14 protein-coding genes are annotated in these 17,434 nt (G+C 62.9%); 3 read left to right on the plus strand and 11 right to left on the minus strand.

The annotated features are described in order from the left end of the window. Window positions 1–47: 47 nt before the first annotated feature. From JQ558_RS15580 to JQ558_RS15595, 4 genes are all read right to left on the minus strand, one after another. A complete protein-coding gene (locus JQ558_RS15580) occupies window positions 48–1,490 on the minus strand; it encodes an amidohydrolase family protein (protein WP_212294124.1) in 1,443 nt (480 codons plus the stop codon). Between the two features lie 124 nt (window positions 1,491–1,614). After that, window positions 1,615–2,640 carry an ABC transporter substrate-binding protein gene (locus JQ558_RS15585; protein WP_212208599.1) on the minus strand — a complete coding sequence of 342 codons (1,026 nt, stop codon included), beginning with the start codon at window positions 2,638–2,640 and terminating at the stop codon, window positions 1,615–1,617. 43 nt (window positions 2,641–2,683) lie between these two features. Beyond that, window positions 2,684–3,460 carry an ABC transporter permease gene (locus JQ558_RS15590; RefSeq protein ID WP_212208528.1) on the minus strand — a complete coding sequence of 259 codons (777 nt, stop codon included), beginning with the start codon at window positions 3,458–3,460 and terminating at the stop codon, window positions 2,684–2,686. Continuing rightward, window positions 3,457–4,323 (minus strand): ABC transporter ATP-binding protein, encoded by an 867-nt coding sequence (locus JQ558_RS15595; RefSeq protein WP_212294125.1) that lies wholly within the window; start codon window positions 4,321–4,323, stop codon window positions 3,457–3,459. The genes JQ558_RS15590 and JQ558_RS15595 overlap by 4 nt, the downstream gene beginning before the upstream one ends. Window positions 4,324–4,514: 191 nt before the next feature. Between JQ558_RS15595 and JQ558_RS15600 the strand changes: the two genes are divergently transcribed. Beyond that, window positions 4,515–5,273, plus strand: a complete 759-nt coding sequence (locus tag JQ558_RS15600) for a GntR family transcriptional regulator (protein ID WP_212294126.1) — start codon at window positions 4,515–4,517, stop codon at window positions 5,271–5,273. Between the two features lie 101 nt (window positions 5,274–5,374). Here JQ558_RS15600 and JQ558_RS15605 read toward each other — a convergent pair whose 3' ends face one another. After that, a complete protein-coding gene (locus JQ558_RS15605) occupies window positions 5,375–5,794 on the minus strand; it encodes a nuclear transport factor 2 family protein (protein ID WP_212275476.1) in 420 nt (139 codons plus the stop codon). A 167-nt stretch (window positions 5,795–5,961) separates the two neighbouring features. Between JQ558_RS15605 and JQ558_RS15610 the strand changes: the two genes are divergently transcribed. Both JQ558_RS15610 and JQ558_RS15615 read left to right on the plus strand, forming a co-directional pair. Further along, a complete protein-coding gene (locus tag JQ558_RS15610; RefSeq protein WP_212294127.1) occupies window positions 5,962–7,203 on the plus strand; it encodes an amidohydrolase family protein in 1,242 nt (413 codons plus the stop codon). A gap of 103 nt (window positions 7,204–7,306) precedes the next feature. Next, entirely contained in the window at window positions 7,307–8,521 is a 1,215-nt protein-coding gene (locus JQ558_RS15615) for a mandelate racemase/muconate lactonizing enzyme family protein (protein WP_212294128.1), read from the plus strand. Window positions 8,522–8,688: 167 nt separating this feature from the next. Here JQ558_RS15615 and JQ558_RS15620 read toward each other — a convergent pair whose 3' ends face one another. The 6 genes from JQ558_RS15620 to JQ558_RS15645 all read right to left on the minus strand — a co-directional run bounded on the left by JQ558_RS15620 (window position 8,689) and on the right by JQ558_RS15645 (window position 17,301). Then, window positions 8,689–9,924 (minus strand): ABC transporter substrate-binding protein, encoded by a 1,236-nt coding sequence (locus JQ558_RS15620; RefSeq protein WP_212275473.1) that lies wholly within the window; start codon window positions 9,922–9,924, stop codon window positions 8,689–8,691. 95 nt (window positions 9,925–10,019) lie between these two features. Beyond that, window positions 10,020–12,062, minus strand: a complete 2,043-nt coding sequence (locus tag JQ558_RS15625) for a hydantoinase/oxoprolinase family protein (RefSeq protein WP_212294129.1) — start codon at window positions 12,060–12,062, stop codon at window positions 10,020–10,022. 2 nt (window positions 12,063–12,064) lie between these two features. After that, entirely contained in the window at window positions 12,065–13,729 is a 1,665-nt protein-coding gene (locus tag JQ558_RS15630) for a hydantoinase B/oxoprolinase family protein (RefSeq protein WP_212294130.1), read from the minus strand. A gap of 58 nt (window positions 13,730–13,787) precedes the next feature. Further along, window positions 13,788–15,104 (minus strand): aspartate aminotransferase family protein, encoded by a 1,317-nt coding sequence (locus JQ558_RS15635; protein ID WP_212275467.1) that lies wholly within the window; start codon window positions 15,102–15,104, stop codon window positions 13,788–13,790. Between the two features lie 34 nt (window positions 15,105–15,138). Continuing rightward, a complete protein-coding gene (locus tag JQ558_RS15640; RefSeq protein ID WP_212294131.1) occupies window positions 15,139–16,374 on the minus strand; it encodes an MFS transporter in 1,236 nt (411 codons plus the stop codon). A gap of 81 nt (window positions 16,375–16,455) precedes the next feature. After that, a complete protein-coding gene (locus JQ558_RS15645; protein ID WP_212294132.1) occupies window positions 16,456–17,301 on the minus strand; it encodes a CmcJ/NvfI family oxidoreductase in 846 nt (281 codons plus the stop codon). Window positions 17,302–17,434: the final 133 nt, after the last annotated feature.

The following is a 17,434-nucleotide window of genomic DNA, read 5'->3' on the forward strand; positions in this document are numbered from 1 at the left end:
GCGGAATTTTCTTCCGTGATACGGAATTGGCGAACGATGCGATGCGCTTAACTGCAATCCAGTTGCGCTTCGAACCAGTTTTGAAGCGAAGTCGAAAGCAGCGGCCACGCGCGCCGGAAATTTCCGAGTTTGCCGGCATTGACCGGGTAGATGCCGCGCAACTCCTTCTCGATCGCGGGAAGATCGACGCCGGTGCAACGGCCTTCGCTGACGATCGTGCGTCCGTCGACAACCACCTCGCGCAACAGCGACGCGTTGCCTCTCGCGAACAGCAGTTCAATCGGATCGACCGGCATGATCTCGTCGCGATCGAGGCGATCGAGATCGATCGTCACAAAGTCTGCCGGCGCGCCGGGCGTCAACGCGCCCGTACCCGGCGCGCCGGTCGCCCTGCGGCCGTTGGCGACGGCAACGCCGAAAAACTCCACTGGCGTCCAGGTTCGCTTGAAGCCGAGACCACCGTGGAACATTTGCACCAGCCGCATCTCGCGCAGCACGTCGTCATCCTCGTCCAGCGCCAGGCCATCGACGCCGACGGCGATGGCACAACCGCATTGGTGCGCGGCCGCGATCGGCGCTAGGCCCGAGCGCAAATGCATGTTGGAACTGAAGTTAGTGACGATGCGCGTGCCTGACGTCGCGATCATCTCGATCTCGTCCGGCCGCGCGTGAATGCAATGCGCCAGTGTCAGCCGCTCCGACAGGAAGCCGATGTCGCGGAGGTAGCGAACGATTCCATCAGGGAAATGCTCATCCGCCCAGGCGCGCTGGTAGATCGTTTCCAGCAGGTGCATGTGGATCCGGCGGCCGGTCAGCGCCGAATTTTCGGCGACCGCCTCGAGCAGTGGTTTTGAACACCACTGCACGCCCGCAGGACCCAACTGCACGTCGACCTTGGGACATGCAATTGCCGCGGCGATCGCATCGGTCAGCTCTATATAGGCCGTGGGCGACATCGGTGCGCGGACGAACAATTCCTCGATCGTCTTGCGATCGTCAATGGGTAACTCCGACAGTACTGGCTCACTATCGCCATAGACGATTGGATTCTGGTCGCGCACCGCAAGGGCGAACGCGATGCGGATGCCGACATCGGAGGCCGCTCGCGCGATCGCCTTGGCTTCGTCGACCAGCGGCATGGTCCCGCTCGGCCGCGTGTAATGCACCATCATCGAGGCGCACCCCGCCCGCGCCGAACGCGCCAGCGCGGAGGCCGCGGTGAGATAGGGATCGACCGGCGTGCCGAGCGCGGATCGCAGGATCCAGCTTTCCAGCGGCATCCCGATCGCACCAAAGGAAGACGCGGCCGGCCGTGCATGGTCGTGGGCGTTGACGAAGGCGGGAAGGATGAGGGAGCGCGGCCCGGCGGCGGGCGGCGCGCCCTCGGTGATGGAAGTGATCAGGCCATCATCGTGCCGCAGCACGGCGTTTTCGATTAGACCGGCGTCAGGGCCAGAGAATAGGCTGTGTGCGGCAACGGCTATTGGCATTATAGCACTCCGTCATTGCCTGCAACAAACGCAAGGCGTTTGTGCAAGGGAGCGAAGCGACGAAGCAATCCATCTTTCTCCGCGTGATAGCATGGATTGCTTCGCTGCGCTCGCAATGACGCGGTTAGTTCGCGGTATACTTCAATTCACGCTCCGCGCGTGGCGGCAGGAATTCGCGCGAGAATATTTCCGATGCCGCCGGCGCCCGGGCAAGCTGATAGCCTTCGACGATGATGCCGATCGCGCGGGTCATGCGGTCGTCCTTGACGTCGCCGACGCCGATTTCCTTCATCTCGGCCGAGACGATCAGCTTGTCGAAGGAATATTGCAGCCGGCGCTTTTCGACGTCGACATTGATCAGATTGTCGTAATTCAGCGCCGCCTTCATGCCGGCGTTCTGGTCTTTTGCGACCGCGATCATGCCCTTGTTGACGGCGCGAACGAGCCCGGCGACCGCCTTTGGATTGGACGCGATCAGCTTGCGGGAGACCATCAGGCCGTTGGAATAGAGATCGAGGCCGTAATCACCGAACGAGAACCACTTATAGTCCTTGTCGGGATCCTGGCGGTTCAGCACCAGGTTGAAATAGCTGGTGATGTTGAACACCAGCGCGGCATCGATGTCGCCCTTGATCAGCATCGGCTCCTGCAGGTTCGGCGCCATGTTGGAGATCTTGATCTTCTCGCCCTCGAGCTTGTTCTTCTGCGCGAACACCGGCAGCAGCCGCGTGGTTGGCGTGCCCTGCGCGCCGCCGAGGGTGCGGCCTTCGAAATCCTTGATGGTGTTGATGCCGCTGGTCTTCTTCGTCACGATCGCAAAGGGCGGCTGGTTCCAGATCTGGTAGACCATCACAGGCGCGTCCTGCGGCTTGGTCGAGGCGTTCTGGATGATGGCGTTGACGTCGCCGAAACCGGCGTCATAGGCGCCCGACATGATCCGCGTCACCGTTGCGCCGGAGCCCTCGCCCTGGTCGATCACGACGTTGAGACCCTCTTCCTTGAAGTAGCCATTGTCCTTGGCATAGAAGAACGCGGCGTCGCTGCCCTGGGTTTTCCAGCCCAGCGTCAGCTTGATGGTGGTTTCCTGGGCGTTCGCGGCACCCGCGAACAAAGATAGTCCCAACAGCGCGGCGCTTATTCTCGTTAACATCATGAACCTCCTCGACTGGGTTGGATGGCGTTTGGTGAAATCGTCATGTCGCGATCATGTCGTTCTTTCGGGTGGCCCAGCCGGTGACGCGGCCCTCGATCAGCGAGAAGATCACGTAGAGCGCGACGCCGAGACCGGCGAGCACGAACAGGCCGGCGAACACCAGCGGCACGTTGAAATTCGAGGACGCGGTCATCATCACGTTGCCGATGCCGCGGTTCGACGCCACGGTTTCGGAGAGAACGGCGCCGACAAAGGCGTAGCTGATCGCAACCTTCAATGACGCGAAGAAGAACGGCATGGTGCGGGGCAGACCGACATTCCAGAGGATGTCGAGCTTGCTGGCCCCGAGCGCTTTCAACACGTCTTCGAGTTCGGGTTCGGTGGTCGCAAGCCCCGTCGCGATGTTGACGACGATCGGAAAGAAGCAGATCGACAGCGCGGTCAGCACCGCCGGCACCGAGCCGGAGCCAAACCACAGCACGAAGATCGGAACGACAGCAACTTTCGGGATCGAGGAGAATCCGACCAGCAGCGGATACGCCGTGTCGTAAGCCGTCTTGGAAACGCCGATGACCGCGCCGAGCACGACGCCAAGACCGACACCGAGAACGAAGCCGATCATCGTCGTCGCCAGCGTCTGCAGGATATGCGGCCACAGCAGCGGGAATTTCTGGTACAGCGTCACGAAGACTTCCGACGGCCGCGGCAGCACCAGGTCGGACATCCCGGTCATCACGCAAAACAGTTCCCAGGCGACAAAGAACAGCACGATCAGTGCCGCCGACCAGGCCTTTTGTCTGATATCCCTTGCGGTCATGATGCCGCTCCCTCGGCTGGCGCGCTGCGCGCATCGACGATGAAGGTGCGCAGCTTCTGGTTCAGGGCTACGAAATCGGACTCGAACGTCATCGCCACCGTGCGCGGGCGGCTGAAGGTGACCGGGCTGTCGTCGACGATGCGGCCGGGGCGCGCGCTCATCACGCAGATGCGGCTGGCGAGAAAAGCGGCTTCACGCAGATCATGCGTCACCAGCAGCACGGTCGCCTTGTGGGTCATCCAGAGGTCCTGCAGGATCGACCAAAGTTCCTCGCGGGTGAACTGGTCCAGCGCGCCGAAGGGCTCGTCGAGCAGCAGCATGCGCGGCTCGTGGATCAGCGCGCGGCACAGATTGGCGCGCTGAAGCATGCCGCCGGAGAGCTGCCAGGGATAACGGCTGCCGAATCCCTTGAGGCCGACCTGCTCCAGCAGCGCGTTGGCCTTGTCGCGGAATTCGGTCTTGCGAAGCTTGCGGAATTGCGAGCGAAACGGCTCGACGATCTTGAGCGGCAGCATGATGTTCCGCTCGATCGTCATCCAGGGCAGCATGGTCGGATTCTGGAACGCCATGCCGACGCGCATCGCCCGCGCCGCGACTTCCCGGCCGCCGACGATCACGACGCCGGTGGTCGGCTGGACGAGCCCGCTGGCCAGCCGCAGGATAGTGGACTTGCCGCAGCCGGACGGGCCGACCAGCGCGACGAACTCGCCGTCGGCAATCCGAAGGGTGGTTTTCGACAGCGCCGGCACCGCCCGCTCGCCGCGGCCGAATGTGACGGAGGCGTCAGAGAGGTCAATGGCGATGGGGGCGGCGGAGGCCGAAACCGGCGCGCCGGAGAATTCGGAATCTGGTTGCATGCGCATCATGGCTACAAGTGCATGCAAGCCGGATGCCAGCAGAACTCGCGTTTGAAATCAATGGCATCGCAAAGGCCGCCCAAACCAGCGGATTCCTTTTAGGCAATTCGGCCGCCAAACTGCATGCAATTCAGGCGCTCAATTGTCGTCCATTGTGATATGAGGGCGCATTCGAAGCACTCCTTCAGGATTCGCCCATGGCGCCTCGTTCGGTCGGCAAGAATGCGGAATCATCCGACAAGGTCGGGGTGATCTGCCGCGCGCTGCGCCGCGCCATCATCGAGCAGGCGCTGGAGCCCGGCGCGAAACTGCCTGAGGATTCGCTCGGCGAACGCTTCGGCGTCAGCCGTACCATTGCCCGCCACGCGCTGGGACAACTCGCCGCGGAAGGCCTCGTCGAACTTCGCCGCAACCGGATCGCGGTCGTGGCAACGCCGAGCTGGCAGGAAGCCCGCGACGCCTTTGATATCCGGATCGAGCTCGAACGGCTCGTGGTGCGTCAGCTCGCCGGCAAGCTGACCAAAGCCCAGATCGCGACGTTGAACGCGCATGTCGACGCCGAGGATGGCGCGCGAGACGGCACAGACGCGGTATCGATCCGGCTTGCGACCGAATTCCACATCCTGCTCGCGCACATGACGAACAGCCCGATCCTGGTGCGTTACGTCAGCGAAGTCGCCTATCGCTGCTGCCTGACGCTATCCCTGTACAGCCGCCCGCATTCGTCGGAATGCGCCATCAATGAGCACCGCGGAATTATCGCAGCCTTGGTCAAGGGCGACGAGGCCAAGGTGATGAGCCTGATGCACAGCCATCTGGATTCCGTGGCGAACCGGGCTTTGGTCGCGCCGGCCCCGCAACGCGGCCGCGATTTGCTGGATATTCTGGCACCCTACGCCGATGAGGGCGAGAGCGACCACGTGGTGAAAATGCCGAAGGTGGTGAGGGTTAGGTAGCGCGGTCTATGACCGTCATTGCGAGCGCAGCGAAGCAATCCATAGCGCGGCATAACAGATAGATGGATTGCTTCGTCGCTTCGCTCCTCGCAATGACGACCTCACGCCTCGATCCCCCGCTGCACCAGAATTCTCTCGGCGCTATCGTTCCAAACGTCCATCTTCACGATCTGGCCGCCCCTCACGACAAAGCGATCGACATAGCGGTTGCCCTCGAACGGAGTGCCGTCGATCCATTCGCCGTAGAGCGTGCCGATGCTGTAGACTACGGTCTCGTCCGCCCCCGGACAGACATCAAAACGATCCATCTTCTTCTTGACCCAGCGATAGCGCCCTGCGTTGAAGCCGGTCGGTCCGCGCGGATGATCGAACTCGCGCCCGCCGGTGAAGGTGATGATGGTGCCCGGCCTCATATAGGCCGCCGCCGCATCCGGATCCGGGATCATCGAGGCCGTAAGATAGGCTTCGACCACCTCGGCGTCCGACATCGGTTTGCTTTCGGCTTTGGCGGCAATGGTCATGGCTGGCTGCTCCTGATCCCCGGAATACTACAATCGGGGCCCCGAATTGCATGCACATATTTTGAACAGTTTGGCCTATAAACTGCACACAATCTGGAGCTGCCTCTAAACCTCTCTTCCGCTAGGCTCCCTCACCTCGAACCAGCCAAGAAACAGCTAAAGTCCTGATGACCGCGCGCGCCGCCTTCGACCTGATCTTCCGCAACGCCCGGACCCGGGCCTCGGCCCTCCCGGTCGATATCGGCGTATCCGAGGGGCGGATCGCCGCCATCGAGCCGCGGCTTGCCTGCAACGCGCCCGAGATCGATGTCGGCGGCAAGCTCGCCCTCGCCGGCTTTGTCGACACCCACATCCATCTCGACAAGGCCTGCCTGCTCGGCCGCTGCGGGCACGACCATGCCACGGTCAGCGAGGCCATCGCTGCGGTCGCCGCCATGAAACGGGATTTCACCGTCGAGGACGTCTATGCCCGCGGTGCGCGGGTGCTCGAGTGCGCCATCGTGCACGGCACCACGCGGATGCGTACGCATGTCGAGATCGACCCGCGCATCGCGCTGCGCGGTTTCGAGGCGATCAAGGCGCTGAAGCGCGACTATGCCTGGGCGATCGATCTGTCGATCTGCGTGTTCCCGCAAGAAGGCCTGACCAACGATCCCGGCGCAGATGAACTCCTGGTCGCGGCGCTGCGCGACGGCGGCGAAGCGATCGGCGGCTGTCCCTATATGGACACCGACCCGAACGCACATCTCGAAAGACTGTTCGATCTCGCCCAGGAATTCGACGTCGATGTCGACCTGCATCTCGACTTCGATCTCGATCCGTCCTGGTGGCATCTGGAGGAAGTCTGCCGGCAAACCGAGCGGCGCAACTATCACGGCCGTGTCGCGATCGGGCACGCCACCAAACTCTCGGCGTTGCCGCCGGATCGTCTGAAAGCCGCGACCGAACGGCTGGCGAAGGCTGGCGTCGCCGTCACCGTGCTGCCGGCAACCGATCTCTATTTGATGGGGCGCGACGCCACTCACAATGCACCACGCGGCCTCACCGCGGCGCATCGGCTGGTGGAAAACGGCGTGCTGTGTTCGGTCGCAACCAACAACGTGCTCAATCCCTTCACGCCGTTCGGCGATGCGTCGCTACTGCGGATGGCCAATTTCTACGCCAATGTCGCCCACGCCGGGATCAGCGAATTCAACGCCTGCCTCGATCTGGTGACGGACTTGCCGGCGCGCCTGATGAACCTGCGGGATTACGGCATCGCGCCGGGCAATCCCGCCGATCTTGTCATCCTCGACACCGACACCGGCCCGAACGCGATCGCGGAACTGCCCGATGTGCTGATGGGCTTCAAGAACGGGCGTCAGGTATTCGAGCGACGCCAACCGACGCTGTTTCCACCGCAGGCTTAGGCAGCGCATCCGCCGCATACGGGCATCGCGCTACGCGCGATTGACGCCCCTGCCAATCCGTTGTTGTTATCGGTCAACGAAAACAACAGCCGGGCAGGAAATCATGACTAAATCATCCAAGATCAGAAGCGTTGAAACGCTCTCCTGCGACGCCGGTTGGCGCAACTATCACTTCGTCAAGATCATGACCGAAGACGGCATCGTCGGCTGGAGCGAGTACGACGAGGGTTTTGGCGCGCCCGGCGTCACGGCGGCAATCGAACGGCTGTCGGCGCGGGTGGTCGGCAAGAATGCCTTTCAGCATGAGCGGATTTACGCAGAGCTGTTTGCCGCAACGCGGCCGGCCGCCGGCGGCGTGGTGGCGCTGGCGCTTGGCGCCATCGAGAACGCGCTGCTCGACGTCAAGGCGAAGGCGCTCGGCGTGCCCTGCTATGAGTTGCTCGGCGGCAAGATCCGCGATCGCATCCGGGTCTACTGGTCGCATTGCGCGACCTGGCGCATCAATCATCCCGATTGGTACAAGCCGGCGATATCAGATCTCGACGGCGTCAAGTCGATGGGCCGCGAAGTCCGCGAAAAGCGCTTCACCGCGATGAAGACCAACATCTTCGTCTACACCGACGGCAAGCCGCAAGGCTGGCGGCCCGGCTTCGGCTCGCCATTCGAGCCGGAGATCAACGTCGATCGCACGGTGATTCGCAATCTCTGCACGCACCTCGAAGCTATCAGGGACGGCGCCGGGCCCGATGTCGATCTGCTGCTCGACCTCAACTTCAACGCCAAGACCGAGGGCTATCTGAAGATCCTGCGCGCGATCAAGGATATGGACATGTTCTGGGTCGAGATCGACACCTTCAATCCGCAGGCGCTGGGCTATATCCGCCGCCAGAGCCCGCACCCGATCTCATCCTGCGAGACGCTGCTGGGCCTCCGCGAATTCCTGCCCTACTTCAACGAACAGGCCATGGATGTCGCGATCATCGACACGCCCTGGAACGGGGTGTGGCAGTCGATGAAGATTGCGGCCGCCGCCGAGCATTTCGAGGTCAACGTCGCCCCGCATAATTTCTACGGCCATCTCTGCACCATGATGAACGCGCATTTCTGCGCCGCGGTGCCGAATTTGCGGATCATGGAAACCGATATCGACCGGCTGGCGTGGGACCACGAATTGTTCACCCATCTGCCCGAGATCGTCGACGGCCACCTCGTGATTTCGGACCGGCCGGGCTGGGGCACCGAACCCAATGAGGAAGGCCTGCGCGCCCATCCGGCAAAGAGCAAGGGCGGGCTGTTGAGTTACGGGCAGAAGAAGTAGGCGCTGGTGTAGGATGGGTAGCGGCAGCCTTAGCTTACGTCGTCCCGGCCTTGAGCCGGGACCCATAACCACCGGCCTTCATTTTGCGGAAGGCATCGACCATATCGCTTCATCGAGAGATCACGCGGTATGGGTCCCGGCGTTCGCCGGGACGACGGAGGGATAGTTCAATTATCGCCCGGCTTGCTCGCAAACGCGCTCTCGATCACGTCGCCGATCGGCTGCCAGGCGCTGCCGTCGAATTGCACCAGCCGCATCTGCTTGATGGGGTGAAAATCCGCAGGTCCCGTGTTGATGGCAATGCCCGGCAGAATGATTGGGCTCTGATAATTCTTCAGCGACGCGGCCTGCCGCATGATGTTCTCGCGCGACAGGTCGTCGCCGCACTGGGTCAAGACCTGGACCAGGGTTTCGGCCGCGGCATAGCCGAAGATGGCGTAACTGTCCTCCCTGTCGCCGTCGGGATAATACTTGTCCATGAATGACAGCCACGCCTTGATCGAAGGGTCTTCCGTCCAGGTGGTGTCGCCGGCGTCCTTGAGGAACGAGGTCGAGATCACGCCCGTGGCGTTCGCAAGCCCGGCAGGTCTCAGCGCATTCGCGATCGAAGCCGCCGCATTGACCAGCACCACCACCGGATACCAACCCAGTTCGGCCGCTCTGCGGATGGCGCGCGCCGAGATTGGCGGCGCGCAATTGAGCACGAGCACCTCAGCCCCGGAATTCTTGAGAATGTCGACCTGGGCATCGATCGACATATCGGCCTCGATGGCGATATCAGCCACGATCATGCGGGCCGTGACGCCGAGCCCTTCCTGCAATCCCCTGAACAGATCGCGTCCGAACTGATCGTTCTGCCAGAGCACCGCGATCTTGCGATCCGGATAGGAGGCCTGAATGTAGTTGGCGTAGATCCGTCCCTCGGCGCGAAACGTCGGCTGCCAGCCCATGGACCAAGGAAATCGCTTGGGATGCGCCCACTCCTCGTCGCCGGACGCGACAAAGAGTTGCGGCACCTTCTTCTCGTTGAGATAGGTCCGCGTCGCCAGATTGCTCGGCGTCCCGAACGAGCCGAACATCAGCAACACGTTCTCCTGCTCCACCAGTTGACTTGTATGCTCGGCTGCCATCCTTGGATTGGAACTGTCGTCGCGGGAGATGAATTTGATCTTGCGGCCGTTGATGCCGCCGCGGTCGTTGATCATGTCAAAATAGGCAGCTTCGGCCCTGCCGATCGCCGCGAATGCAGCCAGCGGCCCGCTATAGGGCATGATGTTGCCGATGCGGATTTCGGTATCGGTGACGCCGCCGCCATGGGCTTGCCGCGCTGATATCGGCATCCCGGCAAACAGCGCGGCGGCTAACAGGGCCAGGATAGTTCCAGTTGCCTTTATTGTTTTCATCAGCATGGCCTCACGCTAACTCAAGCTTGTGACGCCTAACCCAGTGCTGGCGACCATACTGCCCAGTCCGGCGCTGTTGAAATCAATTTTTGTGTTCAGCGCAGCGTAATATCCAGCCACCCCAGCGCATTGACGCTGACACGGTCGCCGGTATCGACCAGCACCGTGGTGGTTTCCGCCTCAATGATGGCAGGGCCGGTCAGCGAATGCCCGGGCTGCAGCGCATCGAGCGCGTAGACCGGCACTTCGCGCCAGCCGCCAAAGAACGCCTGTCGCTTGCCGCGTGGCACGCAAGCGCTGGCGGATGCTGCCGGCCGCGTGTTCTGATCGTTCGGCGCCACCGCACCGACCGCCGCGACCCGCGCATTGACGAACACGACCTCCTGGCCGGGCGATGCGTAGGTATAGAGTTCCTCGTGCTTGCGATGGAAGCGCTGCTCGATCCGGTCGACGAGATCGGGCGCATTCCAGTCGAGACCGTCCAGCGATACGTCGATCTCGAAAATCTGCTCGCCGTAACGCATTTCAGCGGAGCGTTCGATCGACAGCGGACCGTTGAACCATGAGCGCAGCCGACCGGTAGCCGATTGTTCCAGTTCGGCGAACAGCTCACGCACTTCGCCGGCTGAAATGCGCGCTGCCTTACCATAATGCGTGCGGCTCATCTCATAGCGCAGATCGCTGGTCAGCATTCCCCATGCCGACAGCACGGAGGCCACCGTCGGCACGATGATGCGCTTGATCTCCAGTTCGCGCGCGACTTCGGCCGCGTGCAGACCCGCCGCGCCGCCGAAACTCAGCAGCGCGAATTTCCTGGGATCGACGCCGCGGCGCAACGTCATCAACCGGATGCCGTCGGCCATGTTCAAATTGATCATGCGGTAAATGCCGGCCGCGGCCTCGACGCGCGAGAGCTCCATGGCTGCGGCGACACGATCGACAGCCGCTTCCGACGCCGCGCGGTCGAGTGGGCGCTGCCCGCCCATGAAGGCCGCCGCATCGAGATAGCCGAGCACGACATTGGCGTCGGTGACAGCAGCCGCCTGCCCGCCATTGCCGTAACAGGCCGGGCCCGGAATCGAGCCGGCGCTTTCCGGACCAACCCGCAGCGTGCGGCTGCCATCGACGCTGGCGATCGAGCCGCCGCCAGCCGCAATGCTCGCAATGTCGAGGCTGCGCAACGCAATGCGCTGGCCCGCGAGCAGGCCGTCAGCGGAGAGCGAGGCCTGTCCGTCCGAAATGAGAGAGATATCCGTGCTGGTTCCGCCCATGTCGAACGGCACCAGATCGGGAATGCCGAGCAGCTCAGCACAGCTTCGGCCGCCTGACATCCCGCCCGCCGGCCCTGACAGCACCGTGCCCGCGGCGAGGCGTGAGGCTTCCTCGACCGGCGCCATGCCGCCATGCGACAGGATGACGAACAGGCTGCCCTTGAGGCCGGCCTCCTTCAGCCGCCGTTCGAGATTGGTGAGATAACGCCGCACGATCGGTTCGACATAGGCGTTCACGATCGTGGTCGAGACGCGCTCATATTCCTTGATCTGCGGCAGCACGTCGCTGGAGCGCGACACGCTGACGTCAGGCAGTTCCCTGGCGAGCCGTTCGACCACGGCGAGTTCATGGACCGGGTTGAGATAGGCATGCAGGAAGCAGATCGCGACCGAAGTTGCACCGGATTTCCGGATGCCAGCGATGGCCTCATCAAGCGAGGGCTGGTCCAGTGCAATCAAGACCTCGCCATTCGCCTTGAGCCGCTCGCGAACGCCAAAACGCAGTTCGCGCGGCACCAGGGGCTCCGGCGGCGGCGAGAGCAGATCGTAGCGATCGGGCTTGAGGCCTTCGCGCATTTCGATGACGTCGCGATGGCCCTCGGTGGTCAAGAGCGCGACCTTGGCGCCCTTGCGCTCCAGCAACGCGTTGGTCGCAACCGTGGTTCCGTGCACCAGCCGATCTGTGGCGGCTAGCATCTCCGCACGCGTCGTGTTCAATCGCCGCGCCAGTTCTTCCAGCCCGGTCATGACGCCGATCGACTGGTCGGCCGGCGTGGATGGTGATTTTGCGAATATCGTGCGCCCGGACGCATCCGTGGCCACCAGGTCGGTATAGGTTCCGCCGACGTCAACCCCGATCGTGTACATCGTCAGCCACGTCGCTCCGCGGAAACACTGGTCAATCCCTGCTCGGCATCGCGCCGCCGCGCCTCCGCCGATCGCTTCGACGGTGGCCCCCAGCCACCGCCGCCGGATGAGCGGATCTCGAGGCAATCGCCGGGATGGAGGTCGATGCCGACTTCCTTGGTGCGCAACACGCGCGGCTCGCGGCCTTCGGACAGCAGGCGATAATGATGCGGCTCGCCGTCCTCGCCGCCGAGCATGCCGCACGGACCATGGCGTGCGCCATCGCCCGCGGTGTTGCCGCGCGACGGCTTTTCGGTTTCCAGCACCAGATCGAGGGCAACGCCGAGACCGCCGCGGAACTGGCCGTCGCCGCCGGAGCCCGGTCGGAATTCATGCTGGCGGAAGTGCAACGGAAAGCGCGCCTCGGCGACCTCGATACTTCCGAACTTCAATCCACCGACGCTGTGCCATTCGCCGATCGACGAGTAACCATCGCCGCCGGACGAAGCACCGCCGCCCGGTCGAGCCTGAAACAAATGCCAGATGAACTGCTTTCCGGTGCGCGGATCCTCGCCCTGAATCGCGATCCGGAATCTGCGGCTCCATCCGGCCATCGCGCGCTGCGGACAGGAGGCGGACATGGCCTTCACGATCGCTTCAACGATCTCGTTGGAGGGATGGCTGGTGCACAACGTCACCGGCCGGCCCGGATCGGCCCAGACGATCGTCCCCTGCTTGGCGATCACCTTTAACGGGCGCAGCGCGCCGGTGTTCTTGGGGATGTCAGCGTCGATCAGATAGGCAAAGGCCATCGCGACCGCGGCCTGCATGTTGGCATGCGAGGAATTCACAAAGCTGGTCGACTGCGGATCGGACTCCGACAGATCAACCTCGACATCGCTGCCCTTCTTGGTAACCTTGGCCGCGATCCTGATATCCGTGCGGCCATGGCCGTCATCGTCGAGAAACGCCTCGCCGTGGAAGACGCCGTCCTTCCAGGTCGAGACCACGGCGCGGGTCTGCGCTTCGGTCGCGTCCAGAATTGCTTCGATCGCGGCTTCGACGACCGGCGCGCCGAATTCGCTGAACAGTTTTGCGACGCGACGTTCGCCGAGATGCGCCGCGCCCAGCATCGCAGCAAGGTCGCCGCGAAACTCGCGCGGGTTTCGCACATTCAGTGCCAGCATCTCGAGCAGATCCTCGCGCGGCCGCCCCGCCTCGGAGAGTTTGATCGGCGGAATGCGCAGGCCCTCCTGCCAGATTTCCGTTGCCCCGGGATTGTAGGCGCCATGCGTCGCGCCGCCGATATCGCTTTGGTGGGCGCGGACGATGGTCCAGAGCAACCGCTTGTCGCCGTCGAACACCGGCACGAAGACGGTGAGATCCGGCAGGTGGCTGCCGCCATAATAGGGATCGTTGAGCAGGAAGACGTCGCCCGGCTTGACGTCCTTGAACCGCTCCTCCACCGCGATCGTCGCCCATGGCAACGCGCCGACATGCACCGGCAGATGATCGGCCTGGGCGATCAGGCGGGCGCGCGTATCGCAAATCCCTAACGAAAAATCGCGGCTGGAATTGAGGATCTGCGAATAGGAGGTGCGAAGCATGGCCTCGCCCATCTCTTTTACGATCGAACTGAGCCGATGCTGGACGACGGACCGTGTGATGGGATCGATCTTGGCGGACATTCTTGCCTTGTTGTTCTTGCTTGCCTTGTTGTTCTTGCTTGCCTTGTTGTTCTTGAACCTAGAGCGAGGCCGACACTTCCGATATCGCGCCCGATACGGCATCGATGATCGCATGAATATCGGCATCCGTCATCGGGGTCGACAATGCCATCAATCCATTGCCCGCCGCCAGCACGCCACGATTGAGCAGCGCCTGATTGAAAACCACCTGACGCCTGGCTTCCGCTTCGGTCGGATAGGCCGAGCGATAGTCGCGCACCGGACGATCGACGAGATGTATCTTCAGCAGCGACCCGAGCCCGACCGTGCGGCCGGGAACATTGTGGCGGCGGAACGCTGCGTCGATCCCTGATCGGACCGCCTCCCCCATCGCATCGAGCCGCGCGAACGCCGCCTCGTCCAGCAGTTCCATCGCGGCGATACCGGCGCGCATCGTCACCGGATTGGCGGAGAACGTGCCGCCATGCGGCAGCGCAGGCTTGCCCGGCCGGGGGTCGAACACCGCCATGAATTCCTTGTGACCGCACACCGCGCCAACCGGAAACCCGCCGCCGATGATTTTTGCGAGCGTGGTCAGATCGGGGTCGATATTGAACAGACCCTGCGCGCCGCGATAGCCGAGCCGGAAAGTGATCACTTCATCGAACACCAGCAGCGCGCCGACCTCGCGCGTCACCTTGCGCAGCGCCTCCAGATAGGCCTGATCAGCTGGCGCCAACCCGGCGCGATTGGGCATGGGATCGACAAGGACGCAGGCGAGTTCAGGGCCATGCTCGCGGATCAGGCTGACCGCGGCCTCGGTGTCGTTGAACGGAATGGTCAGGACATCGGCCAGCACATTGTCGGGCGTACCCTTGGCATAGGCGACGGAAACCGGCGCGTTGCGGCCCCAGGCTTCCGGCGTCGGATCGAGGCTGACCTCGGCGTAGTCATAGGAGCCATGATACGCGCCCTCGCACTTTGCAATTTTGGGGCGGCCGGTATGGGCGCGGGCGGCCTTCAACGCCATCATGACAGCTTCAGTACCCGAATTGCAAAAGCGCACCTGGTCGACCGACGGCAATCGCGCAGCGAGCAGTTCGGCAAGGTCGACCTCGGATTCGGTCGGCATCCCGAACGCCGATCCCAGCACAAGTTGCGCGGTCGCGGCCTTGATCAACACCGGGTGTGCATGGCCGTGAATCTGCGAGGTGAAATTGTTGATGCAATCGATGTACTCGTTGCCATCGAGGTCCCACACCCGACATCCCTCGCCGCGCGCGGCGTAGATCGGATACGGTTTCATGAAGACGGTGGTGCGCGTATTGCCACCGGGTAGACTCGCCAGTGCGCGGTTGTACATTTTTTGCGACGAGGAATTTGGATCCGGATACATGCGATCTTCCACCAGTGCTCGAACTCAACCTGATCTAGGTATACAACAAAAATACGATTGTCCCGATGATCAGCGCCGCGGCCATGAACAGCAGCACGGCAGGCAGTCCAAGGAGCGCCGCGACCACGCCGGTTGCCGATTGCATCAGCGCCGCTCCCAGGAAGAACGCCAGATTGACCGCTGACAGCGCCTTACCGGTATTCTGCTCGTCGACGAGTTGCCGCGTCATGCCGAACACCAGTGGCTGGGCCGACATGGCAAAACCGATCAACACCAGCAGGACAATGTCATACTGAGCCGGCATCGCCGCTACGCCGAACAGGTCCGAGACCGGAAAATGAGACGCGCCCGCCGCCATGAAGGCGAGCAGCAGCGCCGCCAGGAAATGCGTGGCCGCGAGCACCTCGCGGCGATGACCAAAGCTTCGGTCGAAAAGACCGATCAGAGCCGGCCCAACGATCAGCGCGATCGTGAACAGGCCAAGCGCGTTGCCTGCCCCGATCCGGCTGAGCCCTTTGACCTCCATCAGCCACGGCCCGCCCCACAATCCCCGAAGCACCAGCACGGCCGCCAGCGAGACCAGCGCAATGGCAATCAGGCCGCGCAGCCGATACGACACGCCGATGCGCAGGACGCTGGCCATCTGCGACAGCGGCGACGAACGATCGGCATGTTCAGCCCGCTGGTTCGGCACCAGGGCGTAGACGGCCAGTGCAACCATCAGGCCGAAGCCGGCGGAAATCCAAAATCCTGCCCGCCATCCCCAGAGTTCGACGACGAAGGCGAGCGGGCTCGACGACAGCAGCATACCGATATTGCCGATCGACAGGATCAGTCCGGACCACAGGCCGAACCGCGCCGGAGATAATTGCTTTGCGGCCAGCGTCATCGGGCACATCAACATGCCCGAGTTCGCAACCCCGAGCAGGAATTGCCCGAACAGAAAACTCTCCGGCCCGGTTGCCAGGCCGGACGCCAACGCGCCGACAATCGTTCCAATCAGCAGACTAAGCGAAACCGGCCGCACGCCGAAACGATCCATCGCGGCGCCGACCGGTATCTGCGATGCCGCGAACGAAAAATGATAGATCGAGGTCAGGCTCGCCAGCACCTGCGGCGAAGTCTTGAAATCGGCGGCCATCACGTCGAGGCTGACGGCCGGGATCGTGCGCAGCAGGGTCGACAGCATGTGACCGCAGGCCAGCGCCAGAAGCGCAAAAATCAGTGCGCGAATGTTGACATCCGCGTCGTCGGCCTTGCCGCCGTCCATGTTTCGTTTCTTCCCGGCCTTGTTGCAGCCGGGGTAACACCAATACACCGGGAATACCAAATGGTATTCCCGGCGACGCGATCAGTGCTTGTGGAACACCAGCGTCCGCAACTCGATGCTTTCGCGCGGCGCTGCGTCTTTCGGCGTCGTCGGATCGATGAAGGCGGTGTGCGGTCCGAACCGCGTACGCCCGTCGGTCGCCGAATCGTAGCACTTCAGCAGCAGCGCTTCGTCCGAGGTCATCTCCGGAATGTAGTACCAGCGATGGTCCGGGTTGTACTTCACCGAATAGGTTTCGCCCTGCCGGTTCGGATAGATCAGGTCGGAGGCGACGAGATCGCCGGGCGCCACGGTCTGGCCATCGAGCATCGCGAGCGGCGCATCGCGCAGCGGTCCGCGAATCGGCCGCCACAGATTGATCACCTGGACCCGGCCCTTGAGGAGTTCGTCCGCCTCGTCAGGCAGATGTTCGCGGACCCGGTTCGCCCCTGATAAATCAGTCTGGTCGACATGGACCCGCGTGGCCGGCTGGCGCGGGCCGGCGCCCCGCACATCGGCAGCACCGTCGACGCGCTTGCGAACGGTATGGTCGAATATCACGACGCGATCGGCTTTCAGCGTAGCGCGGAGAAAAGCTTCGGCGGCGGGATAGTAGACGTTCCGCACCTCCTTATCATCGTAGAAATTCCGGACGCTGGTCGGGTGGCGGACCAGGGCAAAACCCTCGCGGTCCAGCGAAAGACTGCCTGCGATCAGGCGGGCGTCGAAGATCGGAACTTGATGGGGTTCGGGCAGCGCCGTCGATCTGGGCTCGCCCGGCGGCGGATCGAAGGCGTAGGTGCGCGGCTTTCCGGGGGTGGGCGCGAGGTAGTTGAGCTCACCGGTGACGAAGGGGAGCGACTCGAGTTTTGCTTGTTGCAGGCCCATGGCATTCTCCTGGACTCTATTGTTGGTTCGATTTGATTTTGGCTGGCTGGCCGTTCCCCACAAGACCGCATTGGAAATAGCAAAATTGCCGTTCCCGCAGGTGCGATGCGGGAAAGATCCTTGTCGCGCGCAC

Source organism: Bradyrhizobium sp. AUGA SZCCT0160, assembly GCF_018130105.1.
Classification (GTDB): domain Bacteria; phylum Pseudomonadota; class Alphaproteobacteria; order Rhizobiales; family Xanthobacteraceae; genus Bradyrhizobium.